Raw genomic sequence first — 19,879 nt, forward strand, 5'->3', positions numbered from 1 at the left:
GCTGTCATGGTTCAGTGCATTTCAACCCTTACGGCGGGGTGGCCGCCGAACTCGCGGCCACCCTGGTGAACGCCCTGGTCACCGCCGACCCGCCGCTGTCGTCGGACGAGCTGGTCGCGACGCTCCGCGAGCACGGCTACCGGCCCGCGGGCGTGCTCGACGCGCGCGACATGACGCTGCTCACGGCGTGGGCGCACCGCCTGGCGGGGGTGTTCGCCGGTGAGGGCGACCGGGTGGACTCGCTCAACGCGCTGCTGGCGGAGTCCGCGACCCAGCCCTACGTCTCCCGGCACGACGGGCGCGCGCCGCACCTGCACTTCGCCCGTGAGGAGGGGCCGATGGTCGACCGGTTGCGCGCCTACACCGCCGCCGGGCTCGCGCACGCGTTCTGCCAGGACCCCGACCGCCTCGGCCGGTGCGACCGGGCGGGGTGCGGGGTGGTCTACGTCGACACCTCCCGCAACGGCCGCCGCCGGTTCTGCTCGACCCGGTGTGCCAACCGGGTGCACGTCGCCGGGCACCGCGACCGCCGCGCGGGCTGAGGGCGGGTCAGCCGGGGACGTCCATGCGCTGGGTGCCGATGACCGACAGCAGCCGCAGCGCCTCCTCCGACGGGCTGCCGGGAGCGGCGGTGTAGATCACGACCCGCTGGTCCTGCTCGGTGAGGTCCAGTGCGTCGCAGTCCACGGTGACCGGGCCGACCTGCGGGTGCTGGAACGTCTTGCGCAGGGCGCGCCGCACGGCCACGTCGTGGGACTCCCACAGCCGGGCGAACTCCTCGCTGCCCGCGAGCAGGTCCGCCACCAGTTCGGCGATCTCCGGGTCGTCGGGGTAGCGGGCGGCGGTGGCGCGCAGCTGCCGCGCGGCGCCGCGGCCGAACCCGTCGGCGTCGGACACCCCGAAGAGCCTGCGCCCGTCGGGGTGGGGCCCGAGGAAGACCCGGCGCACGAGGTTGCGGTCGCGCCTGGGGACGGCGGAGAAGTCCTCCATCAGCGCGGCTGCCAGGTCGTTCCAGGCGATCACCTCCTGCGTCGCCGAGGTCACGATGACCGCCGCCAGCGGGAGCCTGCGCAGCAGGTGCAGGATGCCCGGCCTCACCTCGCGCGACGGCCCCGGCGGCGGCGCGGGTGGCGCGCCCGCCAGGTGGTGCAGGTGGTCGCGTTCGGTGTCGGACAGCCGCAGCGCCCGTGACAACCCGGCCAGCACTTCGCGCGAGGGGCGCGGGCCGCGGGCCTGTTCCAGCCGCGTGTAGTACTCCGTGGAGATGTGGGCCAGTTGCGCGGCCTCCTCGCGGCGCAGGCCCGGTGTGCGGCGGCGCGGCCCGACGGGCAGGCCGACGTCGGCGGGGGTGATCCGTTCGCGCCTGGTGCGCAGGAAGGCCGCCAGCTCGTCTCTGTCCACGTCCCCAGTGTCCTCGCGGGACGGTGGGCCAGCCAGGTACCGGCGATGCCTGGATGCGTCCCGCGCGTCCGTGCAGGCTCGGAGCCATGACCACCACCCACACCCCCATCGGCCTGCTCACGGACAAGATCGCCTTCATCACCGGCGCCGGACGCGGCATCGGCGCCGCGTCGGCGCGGTTGTTCGCCCGCGAAGGGGCGCGGGTGGTGCTCGCCGCCCGCACGGAGGACCAGCTCAAGGCCGTCACGGAGGAGGTCAGGGCGGCGGGTGGCACGGCCGACCACGTCGTGTGCGACCTGGCCGACGCCGACAGCGTCCGCGCGGCCGTGCGACACGTGCTCGACCTCCACGGCAGGCTCGACATCGCGTTCAACAACGGCGCGGCGTTCACCCCGCCCGCTCCGATGGACCAGGTCCCGGAAGCCGACTTCGACCTCCTCTACGAGGTGAACCTGCGGGGTCCGTGGCTGGCGATGGTCGCGGAGGTCGACGCCATCCGCGCCACCTCGGGCGCCGGGGCGATCGTGAACAACTCCAGCGTCGGCAGCCTCATGGGCAACGCCCGCCTGCCCGCCTACGGGGCGATGAAGCGCGCGCTCAACAGCCTCACCGAGTCCGCCGCCGTCACCTACGGCCCGGAGGGCATCCGGGTCAACGCCATCGCCCCCGGCAACACCGCCACCGACATGATGGCCACCTGGGTCTCCCACGCCCCCGACCTGCCCAAGGCACTGGTCGCGAGCACGCCGCTGGGCCGGGGCGCGGACCCGTCGGAGATCGCCGAGGCGGCCGCGTGGCTGCTCAGCGACCGCGCGTCCTTCGTGACGGGCACGGTGCTGCGGGTCGACGGCGGCGCCCGCGCCTGACCTGCCGCCGGGCCCCCGCCGTGCTCAGCCCCTGCTGTCCTCGGCGAGCGGGGGCACGCGGCGGCCGAAGCGGGTGCCCTCGAAGCTCGCGTCGTCGGCGAACAGGGCGTCGTTGACGTCGGTGCGGCCGCGGAACCAGGTGTTGTCGAAGTGGGTGTCCTTGCCGAAGACCGTGCCGGTGAAGTAGGCGCGGCCGCCGAAGCGGACGCGGCGGAAGTGCGCGGTGTCGGCGAACTCGGCGCGGGAGAACGTGGCCCGCCCGGAGAACCGGGAGTGGCTGAACGTGGCCTCGGCGGTGACCCGCATCCCGTCGAAGGTGGCGTTGCCGGTGAACTTCGTGCCCCGGAACGAGGTGGACCGGGCGAACAGGGCGTCGTCGAAGCTGACCCGAGGGCCGAAGCGGGCCTCGTCGAACTCGGCGTCGCCGGTGACGGTGACGGCGTCGAAGCGGGTGGCGCCCAGGAACTCCGCGCGGGCGAACTTCGCCGCCCGGATGCGGCACCCGGTGACGTCGAAGTCGACCAGCGTCGCGGACTCGAACTGCAGGCTCATCCCGGCCCAGAACTCCGTGCCGGGGCGCAGGTGCCGCACGAGGGCGTCCTGCAGCGTGCGCCGCCACTGCTCGTCCACGCCGAGGTCGACCCCGCCGCGCAGACCGGCGCAGATCGAGGTGACGATGTCCTGGCGCAGCCGGGACTTCTCCTGGCCGATGCGCTCCAGGGTGCGCAGGCCCTCGACGTCGCCGTCGCGGAGCCGGCGGTGGGCTTCGCGCCACTGCGAGAGGTGTCGCTCGGCGTCGCCGCTGGTGCGTCTGCGGGCGTGGTCGTCGAGCAGGGTGTCGGCTTGGCCCTGGCGGTAGTGGCGGACGGCGATCACGAGGGCCACGACACCGAAGAACAGCGCCGTGAGCCAGGTCGAGGACATGGTCGCATCATCCACGATCGCGCGGTGTACGTCGTCAGGCGTACACGGGATGTCAGCTTCCCGCCGGACGCGGTGGAGTGGTCGGCGCGGTGAGGATGGGTGGCACCGAAGTCCTAGGAGGTCACCATGAGCGTCGAACCGAACCCGGTGCGCGCGTCCGACGCCGACCGGGAGGCCGTGGCGGGGGTGCTCAACGCCGCGGTCGGGGCGGGCACGCTCACCCTGGCCGAGGTCGAGGAGCGCCTGGCCGCCGTCTACGCCGCGAAGTACCGCCACGACCTGCTGCCGCTGACCGCCGACCTGCCGGTCCCCGTGCCGCGGGAACGCCGTCGGCCGCCCGTGCGGGCGTTCGTGCCGGTCGCGGCGCTGTTGCTGGTGGTGTTGTGGATCATCTCGCCGGTCCCGTTCTTCTGGCCGGTGTTCCCGTTGGCGTTCATCCTGGTGCGGGTGTCCGCAGCGAGCCGACACCGGAGATGGCGCACCGGCACCTAGGGTGCGGGGCATGGACCTGACCGAGGTGTGCTTCGCCGGAGCGGCACGCCAAGCCGAACTGCTGCGCTCGGGTGAGCTGACCTCGCGCGAGCTCGTCACCGAGTGCCTGCGCCGCGTGCACGCCCACGACCGCGATCTCAACGCGTTCCGGGTGGTGTTCGAGACCAGTGCGCTCGCCGAGGCGGACGCGGCGGACGCCCGACGGGCCCGCGGCGAGGACGCGCCGCTGCTGGGGGTGCCGATCGCGGTCAAGGAGGACCTGGCGATCGCCGGGCTGCCCACGACCAGGGGCACCGACGCGGTGTCGAAGGTCGCCGAGGCCGACTCCGAGGTGGTCCGGCTGCTGCGCGCGGCGGGCGCGGTGATCCTGGGGCGCACGCGGATGCCGGAACTGGGTCTGTGGCCGTACACGGAGAGCTCGTGGGCGGGGGTGACGCGCAACCCGTGGTCGCGCGACCACTCGCCCGGCGGTTCCAGCGGCGGGTCGGCGGCGGCGGTCGCGGCCGGGTTCGTCGGCGGCGCCATCGGCACCGACGGGGCCGGGTCGATCCGCATCCCCGCGGCGAGCACCGGCCTGTTCGGCCTCAAGCCGCAGCGGGGCCGGGTGTCGCTGCTGCCGGACGAGCAGGTGTGGACGGGTCTGGTGGCGGCCGGGCCGATCACCCGGCACGTGGCGGACTGGGCGTTGATCGCCGACCAGATCAGCGACTCCAACGGTCCCGCGCGGCCGCCGAGGTCCAGCTTCGTCGCGGCGACCACGGCGGAGGTCGGCCGGTTGCGGGTCGCGGTGTCGCTGCGCCCGTGGGGGCCGGGGATCCCGTTGTCGCAGGAGGTCCGCGACGTGGTGCTGGACACCGCGAGCCTGCTGGGCGACCTGGGCCACGACGTGGTGCGGCTGGACCCGGAGATGAACGACATCGCCGGGTCGACCGCGTTCGCCGCCCGCTACCTGCACTGCGCCGACATCGGCCGCAACGCCCTGGACCGGCCCTCGCGGTTGGACCGCCGCACCCAGCAGATCGCCGCCCTGGGCAGGCGGCTGCCCTCGGGGCTGGTGCGCAAGGTGATCGAGCAGGGCGACCGGGTCGGGGCGCACGCCAACCGGATCTTCTCCGGATGCGACCTGCTGCTCACCCCGGTGCTGACCCGGCCGCCGCTGCGCGTGGGCGAGTGGTCCCGGTGGTCCACCGTGCGGGCGCTGCTGGCCGCGGCGCGGATGACGACGTTCCTGCCGCTGTGGAACATCGCGGGCAACCCCGCCGCCTCGGTCCCGTCGGGGCACACCCGCGACGGTCTGCCGTTGGCGGTGCAGCTGGTGGGGCGGTCGCACGACGAGTGCACCGTGCTGTCGGTCGCGGGCCAGTTGGAGCGGGCGCGGCCGTGGGCGGACCGGCGGCCGCCCGCGTTCGGCTGAACGGACCCTCAGGTACGGGTGGCGCCGTAGCGCAGGCCGTCGACGAGGAGCGCGACCATGCGCTGGCTGTACACGACGCCCTCGTCGACCACGGGCATGCACAGGTTGGACACGGCGCGCAGCAGGTACTCCGGGCCGATGTCGTCGCGGATGCCGCCTGCGGCCGCCGCGGCGTCGAGCAGTGATCCGAGGGCGGGCCCGAGCCTGCCCGTGAAGTAGGCGGGCAGGGCGTCGAACGCCGGGTCGCCGGAGTGCAGGGCGGTGGCGAGCCCCCGTTTGGTGGCGACGAACTCGGTGTAGCGGTGCAGCCACCTCGCCAGCGCCTCGACCGGTTCGTGCGCGGCGGCCAGGGCGGGGGCGGCGTCGGCGCAGGCGTCGACCTCGCGCTGGAAGACCGCCCGCACCAGGTCCGAGCGCTGCGGGAAGTGCCGGTACAGGGTGCCGACCCCGACCCCGGCCAGATCCGCGATCTCCTTCGCGGGCGCGTCCACCCCCGAGGTGCCGAACACGGTCTTCGCCGCTTCGAGCAGGGAGTCGACGTTGCGCTGCGCGTCGGCGCGCAGCCTGCGCGGCGCGCGCTCCGGTGCGGTCGGGTCCGCGGTGCCGGTCGACGCCGTGTGCTCGGTCACGACACTCCTTCGGGATGCTCGGCTTGCGTAACCGGAAAGCCGTTCCGTATAGTTTCCGGAATAGCGTTCCGCTTATGGGAAGCGTACGGGATCCACCCCCACGCCCACCACGATCCTCCGGGAGCACCCCCCATGCAGTACCGCACCCTCGGCCGCACCGGCATCAAGGTCAGCCCCTACGCGCTGGGCGCGATGATGTTCGGCGCCATCGGCAACCCCGACCACGACGACTGCGTCCGCATCATCCACAAGGCGCTCGACGCGGGCATCAACCTCGTCGACACCGCCGACGCCTACGCCCACGGCGAGTCCGAGGAGATCGTGGGAAAGGCGCTCAAGGGGCGGCGCGACGACGTCGTGCTCGCGACCAAGCTGAACCGGCCGATGGGCGAGGACCCCAACCGGCGCGGCAACTCCCGGCGCTGGATCACCACCGCGATCGAGGACTCCCTGCGCCGCCTGGGCACCGACCACGTCGACCTCTACCAGATCCACCGCCCCGACCCGGACACCGACGTCGAGGAGACGCTGTCCGTGCTCACCGACCTCGTCCGCGCCGGGAAGGTCCGGGCGATCGGGTCGTCCACGATGCCCGCCTCCGACATCGTCGAGGCCCAGTGGGTGGCGCGGCGGCGCGGCCTGGAGCGGTTCCGCACCGAGCAGCCCACCTACTCGATCCTCAGCCGCGGCATCGAGGCCGAGGTGCTGCCGGTGGCCCAGCGCTACGGGATGGGCACGCTGGTGTGGAGCCCGCTCGCCCAGGGGATGCTCACCGGCCGCGTCCGCAAGGGCGCGTCGACCGACCTGCGCCGCGCCGCCCACTTCACCCACCTCAGCGACGAGCGCCGCCTGGACGCCGTCGAGGCGGTCATCCCGCTCGCGCGGGAGGCCGGGCTGCCGATGACGCACCTCGCGATGGCGTTCGCGATCGCCCACCCCGGTGTGAGCAGCGCGATCATCGGGCCGCGGACCATGGAGCAGCTCGACGACCTGCTCGCCGGTGTCGACGTCGTGCTCACCGACGAGGTCCTGGACCGCATCGACGCGATCGTCCCGCCCGGCACCGACGTCGGCACGCTCGACATGGCCTACGCGCCGCCGTCGTTGCAGCGCCCCTCCCTGCGCCGCCTCCCGGTCCACGAGCGCGCGGCCGCACAACCGGTTGCCCGGCACCCCTCCCCTGCCGAAGGCTGACCCCCGCCGACGACAGGGGGCCGCGGATGCGGATGCACGACGACGAGATCGACATCGACCCGCCGCTGGTGCGCGCGCTGCTGGCCGAGCACTTCCCGCGGTGGGCCGGACTCCCGGTGCGGGCGGTGGCCTCCACCGGCACCGACAACGCCATGTTCCGAATCGGCGAGGACCTCGCGGTGCGGCTCCCCCGCGTCGGGTGGGCCGTGGGCGGGGTCGAACTGGAGCAGCGGTGGCTGCCGGTGCTGGCCCCGCACCTGCCGGTGGCCGTCCCCGAACCCGTCGGCCTGGGCGCGCCGGCGTGCGGCTACCCGTGGCCGTGGTCGGTGTACCGGTGGCTGCCGGGCGCCAACCCCGTCGTCGGCGCGCTCGCCGACCCCCACGGGCTGGCCACGGCGGTCGCGGGCTTCGTGACCGCGCTGCGGGCGGTGGACACGGCGGGCGCACCGGCCGCCGGGCGGGGCGCGCCGCTGGCGCCGCGCGACGGCGGGACCCGCGAGGCGATCGCCGCCCTGACCGACGTCGTCGACGCCGACGCGGTCACCGGGGCGTGGGAGGAGGCACTGCGCGCGCCGGAGTGGACCGGGGAGCCGGTGTGGGTGCACGGCGACCTGTCACCGGGCAACCTCCTGCTCACCGGCGACGCGCTGACCGCGGTCATCGACTTCGGCGCCATGGGCCTCGGCGACCCGGCGTGCGACCTGATCAGCGCCTGGAACCTGCTCCCCGCCGACGCCCGCGACACCTTCCGCGGCGCGCTGGACGCCGACGACGCCACTTGGGCGCGCGGCCGCGGGTGGGCGCTGACGATCGCGCTGCTCCAACTCCCCTACTACCGCGACACCAACCCCGGACTCGCGGCCAACGCCCGCCACGTCATCGACCAGGTGGTCGCCGACCACATCACTTTCGGGTGTCGTTGACGACGGAACGTGTGACCAACCCGTGCGTCCTGGGTAGTCAAGGGACGAACAGGGGAGGACACCGATGCGCACACGCGTTCTGATCACCACCGCCGTCGCCGCCAGTGCCGGAATGGCACTGCTCGCGGGCTGCGGCGGAGGAGGGCAGGCGACCTCCGGGGCCGCGCTGACGGGCAGCTCGCCGTCCGTCCGCACCATCAGCCCGGCCCCCGGCGGCTCGTCCACGACACCGCCGCCCCCGCCTCCGCCGTCCACCTCGCCCGGCGCGTCCGCGACCAACGCCTCCTCCGGGGCGTGCACGTCCGCGGAGTTGACCGTCACGGCGGGTCCGAGCCAGGGCCAGAGCGGGATGCAGAAGTCCGACGCCACGTTCACCCTCACCAACAAGGGCACCCGCTCGTGCACCCTGGAGGGGTTCCCCGGCGTGTCGTTCGTGACCGGTGACAACGGCACCCAGGTCGGGGCGCCCGCGCGGCGCAACGACGCGGTGGCCCCGCAGCTGGTGACGCTCGCGCCCGGCGCGGGCGCGGCGACGGTGCTGCTGATCACGGCGCCGGAGGCCTACGACCCGGCCGAGTGCAAGTCCGTGGACGTGCGGGGGCTGCGGATCTACCCGCCGGGCGAGACCGCGGCGCTGTTCCTGGACATGCAGACCCACACGTGCAGCGGTGAACCGCAGGGGTCCACGCTGCTGTCGGTGAACCCGGTCGGCGTCCTGCAGTAGGCGCGGTGGGCGGATCGAGGTCGTCGAGGGACCTCGCGTCGTCACCGGACCCGCTTCGTGCCCGTCTCCTCACGTCGAGGGGGCGGGCACGCCGCTGTCACCACGCCTGCTGGGGCGGGGCCTGTTTTCGCAGCTCCGCGGCGTCCTCGTGCCTGCCGAGGCGGGTGTACTCGGTGACGGCCAGGCCGACCAGCCGGGCCGCGGCGCCGCGGCCGCCGGTCGCGGCCAGCCCGCGGTGCACCCAGTCCAGCGCCTCCTGCGAACGACCGGCCTCCTGGAGCACCGTCGCGACCTGGAGGTAGTGCCACCCCGAGGACAGGTCCTTCGCCAGCACCAGCACCTGGAGGTCGACCTCGCCGGTGAACTCCGCGAGTTCCTCCATGATCCGCAGCAACGCCCACCGGGTGCGGTCGTAGCGGCCGGTCCGCCCGAAGCCGATCACCGGGAGCGCGGAGAACCAGGTGACCGCCCACTCCCGGTACCGCCCCACCCCCGCCTCGCCCAGGACGTCGGCGTAGCGGGCCAACCGCACCTCCGGTGCGGCCTGGTGGTCCAGTTGCAGCCGCAGCAGCCACGCCGCCAGCACCTCGGGGTCCGGCGGGGCGACCGAGCAGGCGAAGACGTGGGTGTCGAGCACCCGGTCGGCCAGGTCGGTGGTGCGGGCCGTGGACGACAACGCCTCCACCAGCCGCTCGCACGCCGCGACGTGCTCGACGGCGGGTGCGGCGCGGACCTCCCTTTCGAACGCGGCGACCGCCGCCACCAGGTCGTCCCACCGGGACGAGGGGGCGGCCAGCGCCGAGACGAGGGCCGCCGGGAGGATATCCATACCGGACATCCTCCCGCAGAACCCCGCGCGATCCGCGTGCCGATGATCACCAGCACGGGGACCGCGCGACCCATTCGGCGAACCTATTCCTCGGGCTGGTGCAGCGACCTGGGCGTGACGGGCGACTGGCCGCCGATCTCGGGCCGCGCCTCCGCCGGGCTCACCGCGGCGGCCGACCGGCTCGTGGTCAACGGCCCCGGCACCTCCTGGCGCGCCACGGCCTCGGCGGCGCGCACGGCTTCGAGCACGTGCGGGTCCGGCGCGGTGTCGAACCACTCGGCGATCGAGGAGTCGTCGTCCTCGGGCTTGGCCGCGGTGGTGTCCTCTGCGGGCGGCTCGTAGCGGAACACGCCGTCGTCACCCTGCTTGCCCAACGACCGCGCGAACCCCTCCAGGGCCTTGCCGAAGTCCGACGGGATCATCCACACCTTGTTCGCGTCGCCCTGCGCCATCTGCGGCAGAGTCTGGAGGTACTGGTAGGCCAGCACCTCCGGGGTGGGCTTCCCGGCCTTGATCGCGGCGAACACCTTCTCGATCGCCTTCGCCTGGCCCTGCGCCTGCAGGTACCGGGCGGCGCGTTCACCCTGGGCGCGCAGGATCGCGGACTGCCGCTCGGCCTCGGCGTTGAGGATCGCGGCCTGCTTGCCGCCCTCCGCGGACAGGATCGCCGCCTGCTTCTGGCCCTCGGCGGACTTGATCGCCGCCTCCCGCTGGCCCTCGGCGGTCAGGATCATGGCGCGCTTCTCGCGGTCGGCGCGCATCTGCTTCTCCATCGAGTCCTGGATGGAGGGCGGCGGGTCGATCGCCTTCAGCTCGACGCGGGCGACCCGGATGCCCCACCGGCCGGTCGCCTCGTCCAGCACGCCGCGCAGCTGGTTGTTGATCGAGTCGCGGGAGGTCAGCGTCTCCTCCAGGCTCATGCCGCCGACCACGTTGCGCAGCGTCGTGGTGGCCAGCTGCTCGACGCCGACGATGTAGTTGGAGATCTCGTACACCGCGGCGCGCGGCTCGGTGACCTGGAAGTACACGACGGTGTCGATGGACACGGTCAGGTTGTCCTGGGTGATCACCGGCTGCGGCGGGAACGACACGACCTGTTCGCGCAGGTCGATGCGGGCGCGGACCCGGTCGATGAACGGCACCAGGATGTTCAGGCCCGGCGCGGCGGTGTTGCGGTAGCGGCCGAGTCGCTCGATGACCGCCGCGGTCGCCTGGGGGATCACCAGGACGGATTTGGCGGCGACGATCAGCACGAACAGCACGACGACGGCGATGACGATAAGCGTGGTCAACTCTCCAGCCTCCACTCAGGACTCGGCGAGTACCACAGCGGTCGCGCCCGAGATCTCGAAAACAGTGACTTCCGTGCCCGGTTCGAGCACGCGGTGGTCCAGCGATCGCGCGGACCAGATCTCGCCGTGGAGCTTGATCCGGCCCTCGTGGCCGTCCACCCGCTCCACCACGACCGCCCGGACGCCGATCAGCGCCTCCACGTTGCTCTTGAGGCCCTGCCCGATCTCCAGCCGCCTCTTGAGCGCCGGCCGGGCGCCGACGACGAGGAGGACCGAGGCGACAGTGAACACCACGACGCTGATGACCGTGCCGGCGCCCAGCGCGGCCGCACCGGCGCCCCCGAGAGCCGCCAGACCCAGCATGAGCAGCACGAAGTCACCCGAGACGATTTCCGCGCCGACCAGCAGGGCACCGATGATCAGCCAGATGAGGGCGGCCATGGCAACATGCTTACACCAAAGAGCGAACGAAGACCGATCGGTCGGTGCTCATTCACCGTCCCGCACCAGTCCGCGATCACTCCGCGGGCTCGGTGACGAAGTCGATGAGCCGTTCCACCGCGCCGATCAGCGGGGTCTCCAGGTCGCGGAACCCGCGCACCCCGGCCAGCACCCGCGCCCAGCCCTCGTAGGACTCGCCCCAGCCGAGCGCCTCGCACACCCCCTCCTTCCACGGCACGCCGCGCGGCACCACGGGCCACGCCGCGATGCCGACGGAGGCGGGCTTGACCGCCTGCCACACGTCCACGTAGGGGTGGCCGGTGACCAGGACGTTCTCGTCGCGCACCGCGGCGACGAGCCGGGTCTCCTTGCTGCCGGGCACCAGGTGGTCCACCAGCACGCCCAGGCGCCGGTGCGGGGCGGTGCCGAACTCCGCGACCCGATCCGACAGCACGTCCACGCCGTCGAGCGGCTCCACTACCACGCCCTCGACGCGCAGGTCGTGACCCCACACCCGCTCGACCAGCTCGGCGTCGTGGACGCCCTCGACCCAGATGCGGCTGTCGCGGGCGGTGCGGGCCCGCAGCCCGGCCACCTTCACCGACCCGGACGCCGAGCGCACCGGCGCGGCGGCCGGGCGCGCGGGCAGCGGCTTGACGAGGGTGACGGGCTTGCCGTCGACCAGGAACGCCGCCGGGCGCAGCGCGAACAGCTTCTGCCGCCCGTGCCGGTCCTCCAGCACCACCTGCCCGTACTCGAAGCGCACCACCGCCCCGCAGAACCCCGTCACCGGGTCCTCCACGACCACACCGGGATCGGCGGCCAGCTCGGGGACGGTCTTGCGCTTGCGGCCGGCCAGCACGTCACGGCCGTAGTCCTCGGATCGCACGGGCCGCGACGTTAGCGGCCACCCGGATGGATGACGCGGTGCCACGCCGGGGAGAACACCGACAGCGCCCGGCACCACGCGAGCAACCGGTCGCCGTCCACCACCCCGGACAGCTCCTGCACGCGCGTGTAGAGGTCCTCGCCCTCGAAGGCGTGGTCCACCGCGTCGAACGCCGGGTCCCCCGCGCACGGCCGCGGGTCGATCGCCACCAGTCCCCGCGGCCCGGCGTCCAGGACGTTGCCGGGGTGCAGGTCGCCGTGCAGCAGCACCTTCGGCACCGGGTCCTCGGCCAGTTCCAGGGCGGCGGCGTGGGCGCGGTCGTAGTAGCCGGGGACGCGGCGGCGCAGCAGGGTGAACATCAGGTCGATCCGGTCGGCCAGCGGCCGGAACCCGTCGGCCGGTGGCCGGTGCAGGGCGTCGAGCAGTTCCGCCACCTGCCCGGCGGTGACGGTGCGGGCCGGTCCGCCGGGTAACAACCCCTCCAGCAGCAGCGCGCCCTCGTCGAGGTCGGCGTCCACCAGGTCCACCACGTTCGGGGTGTCGGCCCACCTGGTGAGGGCCGCGTGCTCCTGCACGGCGATGTCCGGATCGGGGATCACCTTGAGCACCACGGGTGTGGTACCACCGCGGTGGCAGAACAGGGTGTGCGACGTGCCGCCCGGCAGGGGCCGCACCACGGTCAGGTCCCAGCGGCGGGTCAGCCTGTCCACCCGCTCCGGCAGGGCGTCCACCCAGGTCAGGACGCCGGAGCCGAAACGGGAGACCAGGCGGTCGGTGCTCAGCGGACGACCTTCACGCCGAACGACGACGTCCCGAGGGTGCCGGAGAGCCGCAGCCACAACGGCAGGTGCATCTCCATGGCCCGCGCCCCGGTCAGGTCGCCGAGGTCCAGGACGTCCCGCCAGCCGAAGTCGCGCAGCAGCCCCACCACGACGGCCTTGGCGTCGGGGTCGTCACCGGCGACGAACATCGTGATCTCCGCGCCCGCGGCGTCGGGGGCGACCATCAGCTCCGCGGTCACCGTGTTGAGCGACTTCACCACCCGCGTCGCCGGGAACGTCCGCTGGATCCGCTCGGCCAACGAGTCGGTGTCCTTCACGAACAACGACGGCGGAAAGCCGCCGGAGAAGTCCAGCGGGTTCGACACGTCCAGCAGCACCTTGCCCGCCAGGTTGTCCGCCCCGGCCGCGACCAGCACGTCCAGCGCCGCCGACCCGCCGCAGGCGTGCACCACCAGCTCCGCGCCCGCCGCCGCTTCCGCGAAACCCGCCAGCCCCGGTGACCCCGCGCCCCACCCCGGCCGCGCCCGCGTGGTGTCCACGTCCCGCGTCCCCGCGGTCACGTCGTGCCCCAGCTCCACCAGCCGCCCGGCCAACGCGCGCCCCACGGCACCCGTCCCCAGGATCGCGATCCTCATGCCGACCAGGATGACACCTGATCAGTCGAGTCGGAGGATGTACTCCTCCACCTCTTCGCCACGACCTTCGGCAAACCCCTGATCCTCGCCGACCACCAGGAAACCGCACTTCTCCAGCACGCGCAGCGACCCGTAGTTGTCCTTCACCGCCCGCGCGTACAGGGGCCGCGTCAACACCTCGTCGAGGAAGCTCGACAGCGCCGCGCTGGCCAGGCCCATGCCCCAGTAGCGCGGGTCGATCCAGTAGGACACCTCGGGCGCGCCGAACTCCACGAACGCGAGCACGTGCCCGACCACGTACCCGTTGAACAGGACCGTGCGCGCGACACTGGTGTTGTCGGTCAGGATCCGCGTCCACTTCAGCAGGAACGCCACCCGATCGGTGGGATCCTCGGCCGTGAACGCGGCCATCCAGGTCGACTCGGGATCACGTTGGTGCTCGAAGAACGCGAGTACGTCGGACTCGTTCACCTCGCGCAGCTCGACGACGTCGTTCACGGCGCAAGTAGACCGCGAGAAGGGCCGTCAAAGCCACCGGAAGATCGCAACGCCTGCGTTGACGACACGTCAGAAAGCGGGCCACGGGATCGACGGCCACTCCGACGACGGTGCCGGGAAAGTGCCCGCGACCAGCAGTTTCTCGGTTCGCTCCACCAGTGCGCGGACCTCGCCGCGGGTGAGGTGGTCGTGCAGGGCGTCGCCCAGCGCACCGTCGAGTTCCGAACGCAGACGTCGCAGACCATCGATCGCCTCCGAGGGGAGTTGTTCACCCAGCCACCCCCACAGGACCGTCCTGAGCTTGTCCTCGGTGTGCAGGCAGATCCCGTGGTCCACCCCGTACACCGACCCGTCCACCGCGTGCAGCACGTGCCCGCCCTTGCGGTCGGCGTTGTTCACCACCGCGTCGAACGCCGCCATCACCCGCATCCGCTCGTGGTCGGCGTGCACCAGCACCGCCGGATCGCCGTAGCGGTCGTGCGCGTGCAGCACGGTGCGCCACCCCGGCCGCACCTCCGACTCGGCGACGACGTCCACCAGGTCGCCGTCCTCGACGGTGTCCACCCACAGCTGCACCATCCCGCTGCCGAACGGACCGGGCCGCAGCACCGTCGGCGGCACCACGCCCAGCCCCGAAGCCTCCGAGATCAGGTACGCCGACACCTCGCGCCCAGCCAGGGTCCCGTCCGGGAAGTCCCACAGCGGCCGCTCGCCCCGCACCGGCTTGTAGACGCACTTCGCCGCCACGCCGTCCAGCGAGATCGCGCAGAACAGCGTCGCGTTCGACGCGTCGACCAGGCGGCCCTCGACCTCGATCCGCCCGCGCGTCAGCAGGTCCGACGCGCCCTCGTCACCGGGCAGCACGACGGCGCTCAGCTCTCCTCGGTGCGCCGGTAGCCGTTCTGCCGCGGACACACGTGACCATCCGGGTCCAACGGCTCCGAGCACAACGGACACGGCTTGCGACCCGCGTTCACCACCCGGTCGGCCCGCTCGGCGAACGCCCGCGCCTCCGACGGCGAGAGGAACACCCGGACCGCGTCCGGCCCCTCCTCGGTGTCGTCGAGCACCACCGCCTCGTCGACCTCCTCCTCGGTGATCGCGAGCAGTTCGATGACGACCGCGCTGGACTCGGCGTCCCAGCCCAGCCCCATCGTGCCGACCTTGAACTCCTCCTCCACCGGCGCCGTCAGCGGTTCGGTGTCCCGAAGATCCGGAGGGGTGTCGTCGGGGACGTCCGCGCCGAACCGGCGGTGCACCTCCTCCAGCAGCGACGAGATGCGCTCGGCGAGGACCGAGACCTGTTGCTTCTCCAGCGCGACGCTCACCATCCGGGCCTCCTCGGAGGCCTGGAGGTAGAACATGCGGTCGCCTGGCTGCCCGACTGTTCCGGCGACGAACCGGTCGGGCTGGCGGAATACGTGAATGACCCGTGACATGGCCTCCCAACCCTAAGCCACGACCCGGCCACCGGCAGAGGCTCCCCCACCGATGTCGTGATCGCTGCGGACGGCCTTCCGCGTATAAGGTCCCCGACGTGGGGAAGATCGCATCGTGCGGAACGTGGACATCGCCCATCGGCTCGGCCGACGTAGCCGAGGCGGGCGGTGGGCTCCAGTGGATCGACGTGCACCGGGGCACACCCTGGTGGGCCACCAGCCGCCCGGAGGAGGGCGGCCGGGTCGGCCTGGTCCGCGACGGCGTCGACCTCCTCCCCGCGCCGTGGAACGTGCGCAACCGGGTGCACGAGTACGGCGGACGCCCCTTCGTGGTCCTCGACACACCCGGAGGCGAGCGGGTCGCCTTCACCGACTGGGCCGACCAGCGCGTCCACCTCATGGACCCCGCCGACCCGGACCCGACGCCGCTCACCCCCGAACCCGAACGCCACCACGGCTGGCGCTACTCCGACCTCACCGCCGGGCCCGACGACACCGAGGTCTGGTGCGTCCGCGAGACCGTCACCGGTGACGCCCGCACCGACATCCGCCGCGACCTGGTCGCCATCCCCCTGGACGGGTCGCCCGTCCGGGTCCTCGCGGCCAGCCACCACTTCATGACCGGCCCCCGGCTCAGCCCCGACGGTCGCCACTTCGCCTGGCTCGGCTGGAACCACCCGGACATGCCGTGGGACGGCACCGAGCTGTGCGTCGCCGAGGTCGGCTCCACCGAGCACAGGGTCATCGCGGGCGGGCGCACCGAAGCCGTCTGCCAGATCGAGTGGGAGACCGACAACGCCCTGCTCGCCGTCACCGACCCCGACGGCTGGTGGAACCTGCACCGCGTCGGCATCGACGGCAGCCGCAAGAACCTCGCCCCCACCGCGGACGAGCTGGGCGGCCCCGTGTGGCGGCTCGGCCACCGCTACTTCGCCGTCATCGCCCCCGGCCGCTACCTCGTCCTGCGCGGCACCCGGCTCGCCGTCCTCGACGAGCGCACCGCCACCATCACCGACGTCGACACCGACCTCCCCGTCTGGACCTCCCAGCTCCACGTCCACGACGGCGTCGTGCACGCCGGCGCCGCGGGCCCGCTCGAGGAGACCGCCGTCGTGCGCCTCGACCTGTCCAACGGCGACCTCACCCGCCTCACCGGGCACGACGGCCCCACCGTCGACGAGGCCTACCTGCCCATCCCGGTCGAGCGCGTCTTCACCGGCGCCGACGGCCAGGACATCCCGGCCTACGTCTACGCGCCCCGCAACCCCGACCACACCGCGCCCGAGGGCGAGCGCCCGCCCTACCTCGTGCACGTCCACGGCGGCCCCACCAGCCGCGCCACCCCGGTCCTGGACATCGACTTCGCCTACTTCACCAGCCGCGGCATCGGCGTCGTCTCGGTCAACTACGGGGGCTCCACCGGCTACGGCCGCGCGTTCCGCGAACGGCTGCGCGAGCAGTGGGGCGTCGTCGACGTCAACGACTGCGCCACCGTCGCCCAGGCGCTCGCCGACGAGGGCACCGCCGACCCCGACCGCCTGGCCATCCGCGGCGGCAGCGCGGGCGGCTGGACCGCCGCCGCGTCCATGACCACGGTGAAGACCTACCGGTGCGCCATGATCGCCTTCCCCATCCTCGACCTCGACGGCTGGACCGGCGACGGCGGCGAGACCCACGACTTCGAGTCCCGCTACGTCGAGGGCCTCGTCGGCGCGCTCCCCGAGGCCGCCCTGCGCTACGCCGAACGCTCGCCCGGCAACCGCGTGGCCCACCTCGAGGGCCCCGTCCTGCTCCTGCAGGGCCTCGAGGACGAGATCTGCCCGCCCGCGCAGGCGGACCGGTTCATCGCCGCGCTCGACGGCACCGGCGTCCCCCACGCCTACCTCACCTTCGAGGGCGAGCAGCACGGCTTCCGCAAAGCCGACACCATCGCCACCGCCATCGAGGCCGAGCTCTCCTTCTACGGCCAGGTCTTCGGCTTCACCCCTCCCGGCGTGCCCGTCCTGGAACTGCGCAGGTGACCCATGCGCCACGCCGCCCGCCGCCCCTGCGCGCGGGCGACCGGGTGACCGTCGTCGCGCCCGCCGGGCCGACCCCGGTGGGCATGCTCACCGCCGGGGTCGCCGTCCTCCGGACGTGGGGACTCGACGTCCGCGTCGCGCCCCACGTCCTGGACCGGCACCCCGAGCTGCCCTACCTGGCTGGCCACGACACCGACCGCGCCGGGGACGTCCACGACGCCTGGCACGACCCGGACGTCAAGGCCGTCATCTGCGCGCGCGGCGGCTACGGCAGCCAGCGCACCCAGGACCACCTCGACTGGGCCGCGATCGCCGCCGCCCCGCCCAAGGCGTTCGCGGGCTCCAGCGACATCACCGCGCTGCACACCGCCTTCACCACCCTCGGCGACACCGCCACGCTCTTCGCCCCGATGATCGCCACCCGCGGTTTCGTCCACGACGTCCAAGCCCAGGAGCACCTCCGCCGCGCCCTGTTCACCCCCGCGGCCGAACGCGTCCTCACCCGCCCCACCGCGGGCACCCTCGTCCCCGGAACGGCGCGCGGCACCACCACCGGCGGCTGCGCCACCCTGGTCGCCTTCGACCCCACCACCCCGCCGCCGGGATCCATCGCCCTGCTCGAGGACATTGACGAAGACCTCTACGCCCTCGACCGCGTCCTCACCAACCTGCTGCGCCGAGGCTGGTTCGACACCGTCACCGGCATCGCGCTCGGCAGCTGGTCCGGCTGCGGCGACGTCAACGACCTCGCCCTGGAACGGCTCGGCCCGCTCGGCGTCCCGATCATCGCCGACCTCGGCTTCGGCCACTGCGGAGGCCAGCTCACCATCCCCATGGGCGTGCCGGTGGAACTCGACGCCGACCGGGCGACCCTCACCGTGCTGGACGACGGCCGGGCGTGAGCACCCGACCGGGGACCGATTCGCACCCACTCGGCCCACCGGACCCACCGACGGCATCGACACCGGCCCAACCCGCAGGAATAGGCGACCACAACGGGGGTACGGTCCGCGCCGGGGCCGAGCCACCATGAAACGCGTGGACACCCCGCCGCCGCTGCGCATCGACGCCGAGACCGCCACCGTCCTGCGCGAGGCCTACCACAAGATCAAGGCCATCCCGCGCAACGACCACCACGCCCTCTACGACTACGTCCGCGCCGTCGCCACCAAGATCGCCCCCGTCGACACCTTCTACGTCGGCTTCCTGCACGGCGCCAACCGGGTCCGCTATCCCTACGGCTTCGAGTCCGGCACCTTCGACGACCCGATGTCGCACACCTACGCCCCCACGGCCAGACCGCGTGGCTGCTCAAGCACCGCGTCACCTACCGCTACGCCTACGACAACGGCGCCACCCTCCACGCGGGCGTCATGTGCGGCGACACCAGCAGGCGATCCGCCGACGCGGCCACCGTCCCCCTGTTCCGCTCCGACGGCCGCGGGGGCACCCGCGTGTTCGGGATGCTGTCCATCCAGAGCTACACACCCGGTGCCTTCGACGACAACGCCGTCCGCGCCGTCGAGTGGCTGGCCGACCTCCTCGCCCGCGCGCTCGGCCGCGACCACGACGACCGCGAAGCCCTCCAGCGATTACCCGCGGGCGACCAGCCGACCTACCCGGTCACCTCAGACCACGTCGTCGAGTACCTCTCCTCCCGCGTGGCCGGGATCCGCGGCATCGCCGAGCACGCCCGCACCGACCCGCACAGCGACTACCTCGCGGCCATCGTGCGCGCCTGCGAGCAGATCCAGTCCGAGCTGATGGAGATGGCGCTCGACGTCGACGACGGCCCCGAGCAGCGCTTCCTGTCGTTGACCCCGGTCGAGCAGGGGATCGCCGTGCACCTGGCGAACGGCCTGGACAACGAGCACCTCGCCGCCGAACTCGGGCGCAGCCCGCACACCGTCAAGACCCACCTGCGCAACATCTTCCGCAAGTACGGGATGGGCACCCGCCTCCAAGTGGCCGACGACGTCCGCAGGCACCTGGCCCGCTAATCCCCCGGACGAGCCGCGGGCACCGCCGGGGTGCTCCCGCGGGCGATGGGTTCGACACCTGCTGGCGCGCAGGGTGGAGACCAGGGCGAACAGCCCCGGAACCACTCGAAGGGAAGATCCCATGGGCATCAAAGCCAAGCGCACCGCACTGCTGGCCGCGACCACGATGGCACTCGGCCTGGGAGGCGTGCTCACCGCCACCCCGGCGTCGGCCGCGGTGATCCTCGGCGGGATCGACGTCGCCCAGCAGTGCCGGGTGCAGGACTGGAGGCCGTTGGACGCGTGGCTGCTCGACGCGAACAACGCCTACTCCTGGCGCTGCCACTCGCCGTACACCGGCAACCTCTACAACGTCGACATGGGCAACGCCTGCGCCAGGCAGTACGGCGGCGGCGCCTTCTCCGTGCTGCTCAACGCGTCCGACCCGTATTCGTGGCGCTGCGCGCGCTGACCAGGGGGGTGGGACCGGCGGAGGCAGCCCGCGGG

The 19,879-nt window shown here is 73.1% G+C and carries 23 protein-coding genes; 11 read left to right on the forward strand and 12 right to left on the reverse strand.

Annotated features, from left to right (window positions below):
* Nucleotides 1–14 precede the first annotated feature (14 nt).
* Nucleotides 15–542 (forward strand): CGNR zinc finger domain-containing protein, encoded by a 528-nt coding sequence (locus RM788_RS00460; protein WP_315929400.1) that lies wholly within the window; start codon nucleotides 15–17, stop codon nucleotides 540–542.
* A 7-nt stretch (nucleotides 543–549) separates the two neighbouring features.
* Here RM788_RS00460 and RM788_RS00465 read toward each other — a convergent pair whose 3' ends face one another.
* On the reverse strand, nucleotides 550–1,401 hold the full coding sequence (locus RM788_RS00465; RefSeq protein ID WP_315929401.1) for a helix-turn-helix transcriptional regulator: 852 nt from the start codon (nucleotides 1,399–1,401) through the stop codon (nucleotides 550–552).
* Between the two features lie 86 nt (nucleotides 1,402–1,487).
* On the opposite strand from RM788_RS00465, the gene RM788_RS00470 reads away from it, so the two are divergent.
* Nucleotides 1,488–2,267 (forward strand): SDR family NAD(P)-dependent oxidoreductase, encoded by a 780-nt coding sequence (locus RM788_RS00470; protein WP_315929402.1) that lies wholly within the window; start codon nucleotides 1,488–1,490, stop codon nucleotides 2,265–2,267.
* Between the two features lie 24 nt (nucleotides 2,268–2,291).
* Here the strand turns inward: RM788_RS00470 and RM788_RS00475 are convergent, their stop codons facing one another.
* Nucleotides 2,292–3,191 carry a pentapeptide repeat-containing protein gene (locus tag RM788_RS00475; RefSeq protein ID WP_315929403.1) on the reverse strand — a complete coding sequence of 300 codons (900 nt, stop codon included), beginning with the start codon at nucleotides 3,189–3,191 and terminating at the stop codon, nucleotides 2,292–2,294.
* A gap of 126 nt (nucleotides 3,192–3,317) precedes the next feature.
* Here RM788_RS00475 and RM788_RS00480 point away from each other — a divergent pair, with 126 nt between their 5' ends.
* Entirely contained in the window at nucleotides 3,318–3,683 is a 366-nt protein-coding gene (locus RM788_RS00480; RefSeq protein ID WP_315929404.1) for a DUF1707 SHOCT-like domain-containing protein, read from the forward strand.
* Between the two features lie 10 nt (nucleotides 3,684–3,693).
* Complete coding sequence (locus tag RM788_RS00485; protein WP_315929405.1) at nucleotides 3,694–5,097, forward strand: amidase; 1,404 nt, start codon at nucleotides 3,694–3,696, stop codon at nucleotides 5,095–5,097.
* A gap of 8 nt (nucleotides 5,098–5,105) precedes the next feature.
* Here RM788_RS00485 and RM788_RS00490 read toward each other — a convergent pair whose 3' ends face one another.
* Complete coding sequence (locus RM788_RS00490; RefSeq protein WP_315929406.1) at nucleotides 5,106–5,726, reverse strand: TetR/AcrR family transcriptional regulator; 621 nt, start codon at nucleotides 5,724–5,726, stop codon at nucleotides 5,106–5,108.
* 132 nt (nucleotides 5,727–5,858) lie between these two features.
* On the opposite strand from RM788_RS00490, the gene RM788_RS00495 reads away from it, so the two are divergent.
* From RM788_RS00495 to RM788_RS00505, 3 genes are all read left to right on the forward strand, one after another.
* Nucleotides 5,859–6,920, forward strand: coding sequence for an aldo/keto reductase (locus RM788_RS00495; protein WP_315929407.1), 1,062 nt, complete (start codon nucleotides 5,859–5,861; stop codon nucleotides 6,918–6,920).
* Nucleotides 6,921–6,946: 26 nt separating this feature from the next.
* Complete coding sequence (locus tag RM788_RS00500) at nucleotides 6,947–7,843, forward strand: aminoglycoside phosphotransferase family protein (RefSeq protein ID WP_315929408.1); 897 nt, start codon at nucleotides 6,947–6,949, stop codon at nucleotides 7,841–7,843.
* A 64-nt stretch (nucleotides 7,844–7,907) separates the two neighbouring features.
* A complete protein-coding gene (locus tag RM788_RS00505; RefSeq protein ID WP_315929409.1) occupies nucleotides 7,908–8,567 on the forward strand; it encodes a DUF4232 domain-containing protein in 660 nt (219 codons plus the stop codon).
* A gap of 97 nt (nucleotides 8,568–8,664) precedes the next feature.
* On the opposite strand, the gene RM788_RS00510 is transcribed toward RM788_RS00505, so the two are convergent.
* From RM788_RS00510 to RM788_RS00550, 9 genes are all read right to left on the reverse strand, one after another.
* Nucleotides 8,665–9,396 carry a hypothetical protein gene (locus RM788_RS00510; RefSeq protein ID WP_315929410.1) on the reverse strand — a complete coding sequence of 244 codons (732 nt, stop codon included), beginning with the start codon at nucleotides 9,394–9,396 and terminating at the stop codon, nucleotides 8,665–8,667.
* A gap of 83 nt (nucleotides 9,397–9,479) precedes the next feature.
* Complete coding sequence (locus RM788_RS00515) at nucleotides 9,480–10,688, reverse strand: SPFH domain-containing protein (protein ID WP_315929411.1); 1,209 nt, start codon at nucleotides 10,686–10,688, stop codon at nucleotides 9,480–9,482.
* Between the two features lie 15 nt (nucleotides 10,689–10,703).
* Complete coding sequence (locus RM788_RS00520; protein WP_315929412.1) at nucleotides 10,704–11,129, reverse strand: NfeD family protein; 426 nt, start codon at nucleotides 11,127–11,129, stop codon at nucleotides 10,704–10,706.
* Nucleotides 11,130–11,205: 76 nt separating this feature from the next.
* Nucleotides 11,206–12,018, reverse strand: coding sequence for a DUF3097 domain-containing protein (locus tag RM788_RS00525; RefSeq protein WP_315929413.1), 813 nt, complete (start codon nucleotides 12,016–12,018; stop codon nucleotides 11,206–11,208).
* 11 nt (nucleotides 12,019–12,029) lie between these two features.
* Nucleotides 12,030–12,749, reverse strand: a complete 720-nt coding sequence (locus RM788_RS00530; protein WP_315929414.1) for an aminoglycoside phosphotransferase family protein — start codon at nucleotides 12,747–12,749, stop codon at nucleotides 12,030–12,032.
* Between the two features lie 47 nt (nucleotides 12,750–12,796).
* The gene (locus tag RM788_RS00535; protein WP_315929415.1) at nucleotides 12,797–13,435 is read right to left on the reverse strand and encodes an NADPH-dependent F420 reductase; all 639 of its coding nucleotides are present in this window, start codon (nucleotides 13,433–13,435) and stop codon (nucleotides 12,797–12,799) included.
* Nucleotides 13,436–13,456: 21 nt separating this feature from the next.
* Nucleotides 13,457–13,933: a GNAT family N-acetyltransferase gene (locus RM788_RS00540; protein WP_315929416.1), complete on the reverse strand. Its 477-nt coding sequence runs from the start codon at nucleotides 13,931–13,933 to the stop codon at nucleotides 13,457–13,459.
* A 69-nt stretch (nucleotides 13,934–14,002) separates the two neighbouring features.
* Nucleotides 14,003–14,797 carry an SCO1664 family protein gene (locus tag RM788_RS00545; protein WP_315934951.1) on the reverse strand — a complete coding sequence of 265 codons (795 nt, stop codon included), beginning with the start codon at nucleotides 14,795–14,797 and terminating at the stop codon, nucleotides 14,003–14,005.
* 8 nt (nucleotides 14,798–14,805) lie between these two features.
* Nucleotides 14,806–15,372: a DUF3090 domain-containing protein gene (locus tag RM788_RS00550; protein WP_106194317.1), complete on the reverse strand. Its 567-nt coding sequence runs from the start codon at nucleotides 15,370–15,372 to the stop codon at nucleotides 14,806–14,808.
* 98 nt (nucleotides 15,373–15,470) lie between these two features.
* Between RM788_RS00550 and RM788_RS00555 the strand changes: the two genes are divergently transcribed.
* From RM788_RS00555 to RM788_RS00570, 4 genes are all read left to right on the forward strand, one after another.
* Nucleotides 15,471–17,393 (forward strand): prolyl oligopeptidase family serine peptidase, encoded by a 1,923-nt coding sequence (locus RM788_RS00555; protein WP_315929417.1) that lies wholly within the window; start codon nucleotides 15,471–15,473, stop codon nucleotides 17,391–17,393.
* Nucleotides 17,390–18,295 carry a S66 peptidase family protein gene (locus RM788_RS00560; RefSeq protein WP_315929418.1) on the forward strand — a complete coding sequence of 302 codons (906 nt, stop codon included), beginning with the start codon at nucleotides 17,390–17,392 and terminating at the stop codon, nucleotides 18,293–18,295. The genes RM788_RS00555 and RM788_RS00560 overlap by 4 nt, the downstream gene beginning before the upstream one ends.
* Before the next feature lie 471 nt (nucleotides 18,296–18,766).
* A complete protein-coding gene (locus RM788_RS00565) occupies nucleotides 18,767–19,393 on the forward strand; it encodes a helix-turn-helix transcriptional regulator (RefSeq protein ID WP_315929419.1) in 627 nt (208 codons plus the stop codon).
* 121 nt (nucleotides 19,394–19,514) lie between these two features.
* Nucleotides 19,515–19,844 (forward strand): hypothetical protein, encoded by a 330-nt coding sequence (locus RM788_RS00570; protein ID WP_315929420.1) that lies wholly within the window; start codon nucleotides 19,515–19,517, stop codon nucleotides 19,842–19,844.
* The last annotated feature ends 35 nt before the right edge of the window (nucleotides 19,845–19,879 follow it).

The organism is Umezawaea sp. Da 62-37, assembly GCF_032460545.1.
Classification (GTDB): domain Bacteria; phylum Actinomycetota; class Actinomycetes; order Mycobacteriales; family Pseudonocardiaceae; genus Umezawaea.

Excerpts from the sequence above, each read along its gene's own strand:
- RM788_RS00495 (WP_315929407.1), top strand. The coding sequence starts at position 5,859 with ATGCAGTACCGCACCCTCGGCCGCACCGGCATCAAGGTCAGCCCCTAC.
- RM788_RS00500 (WP_315929408.1), top strand. The coding sequence starts at position 6,947 with ATGCGGATGCACGACGACGAGATCGACATCGACCCGCCGCTGGTGCGC.
- RM788_RS00520 (WP_315929412.1), bottom strand. The coding sequence starts at position 11,129 with ATGGCCGCCCTCATCTGGCTGATCATCGGTGCCCTGCTGGTCGGCGCG.
- RM788_RS00570 (WP_315929420.1), top strand. The coding sequence starts at position 19,515 with ATGGGCATCAAAGCCAAGCGCACCGCACTGCTGGCCGCGACCACGATG.
- RM788_RS00505 (WP_315929409.1), top strand. The coding sequence starts at position 7,908 with ATGCGCACACGCGTTCTGATCACCACCGCCGTCGCCGCCAGTGCCGGA.
- RM788_RS00470 (WP_315929402.1), top strand. The coding sequence starts at position 1,488 with ATGACCACCACCCACACCCCCATCGGCCTGCTCACGGACAAGATCGCC.
- RM788_RS00535 (WP_315929415.1), bottom strand. The coding sequence starts at position 13,435 with ATGAGGATCGCGATCCTGGGGACGGGTGCCGTGGGGCGCGCGTTGGCC.
- RM788_RS00480 (WP_315929404.1), top strand. The coding sequence starts at position 3,318 with ATGAGCGTCGAACCGAACCCGGTGCGCGCGTCCGACGCCGACCGGGAG.
- RM788_RS00475 (WP_315929403.1), bottom strand. The coding sequence starts at position 3,191 with ATGTCCTCGACCTGGCTCACGGCGCTGTTCTTCGGTGTCGTGGCCCTC.
- RM788_RS00550 (WP_106194317.1), bottom strand. The coding sequence starts at position 15,372 with ATGTCACGGGTCATTCACGTATTCCGCCAGCCCGACCGGTTCGTCGCC.
- RM788_RS00485 (WP_315929405.1), top strand. The coding sequence starts at position 3,694 with ATGGACCTGACCGAGGTGTGCTTCGCCGGAGCGGCACGCCAAGCCGAA.
- RM788_RS00510 (WP_315929410.1), bottom strand. The coding sequence starts at position 9,396 with ATGGATATCCTCCCGGCGGCCCTCGTCTCGGCGCTGGCCGCCCCCTCG.
- RM788_RS00565 (WP_315929419.1), top strand. The coding sequence starts at position 18,767 with ATGTGCGGCGACACCAGCAGGCGATCCGCCGACGCGGCCACCGTCCCC.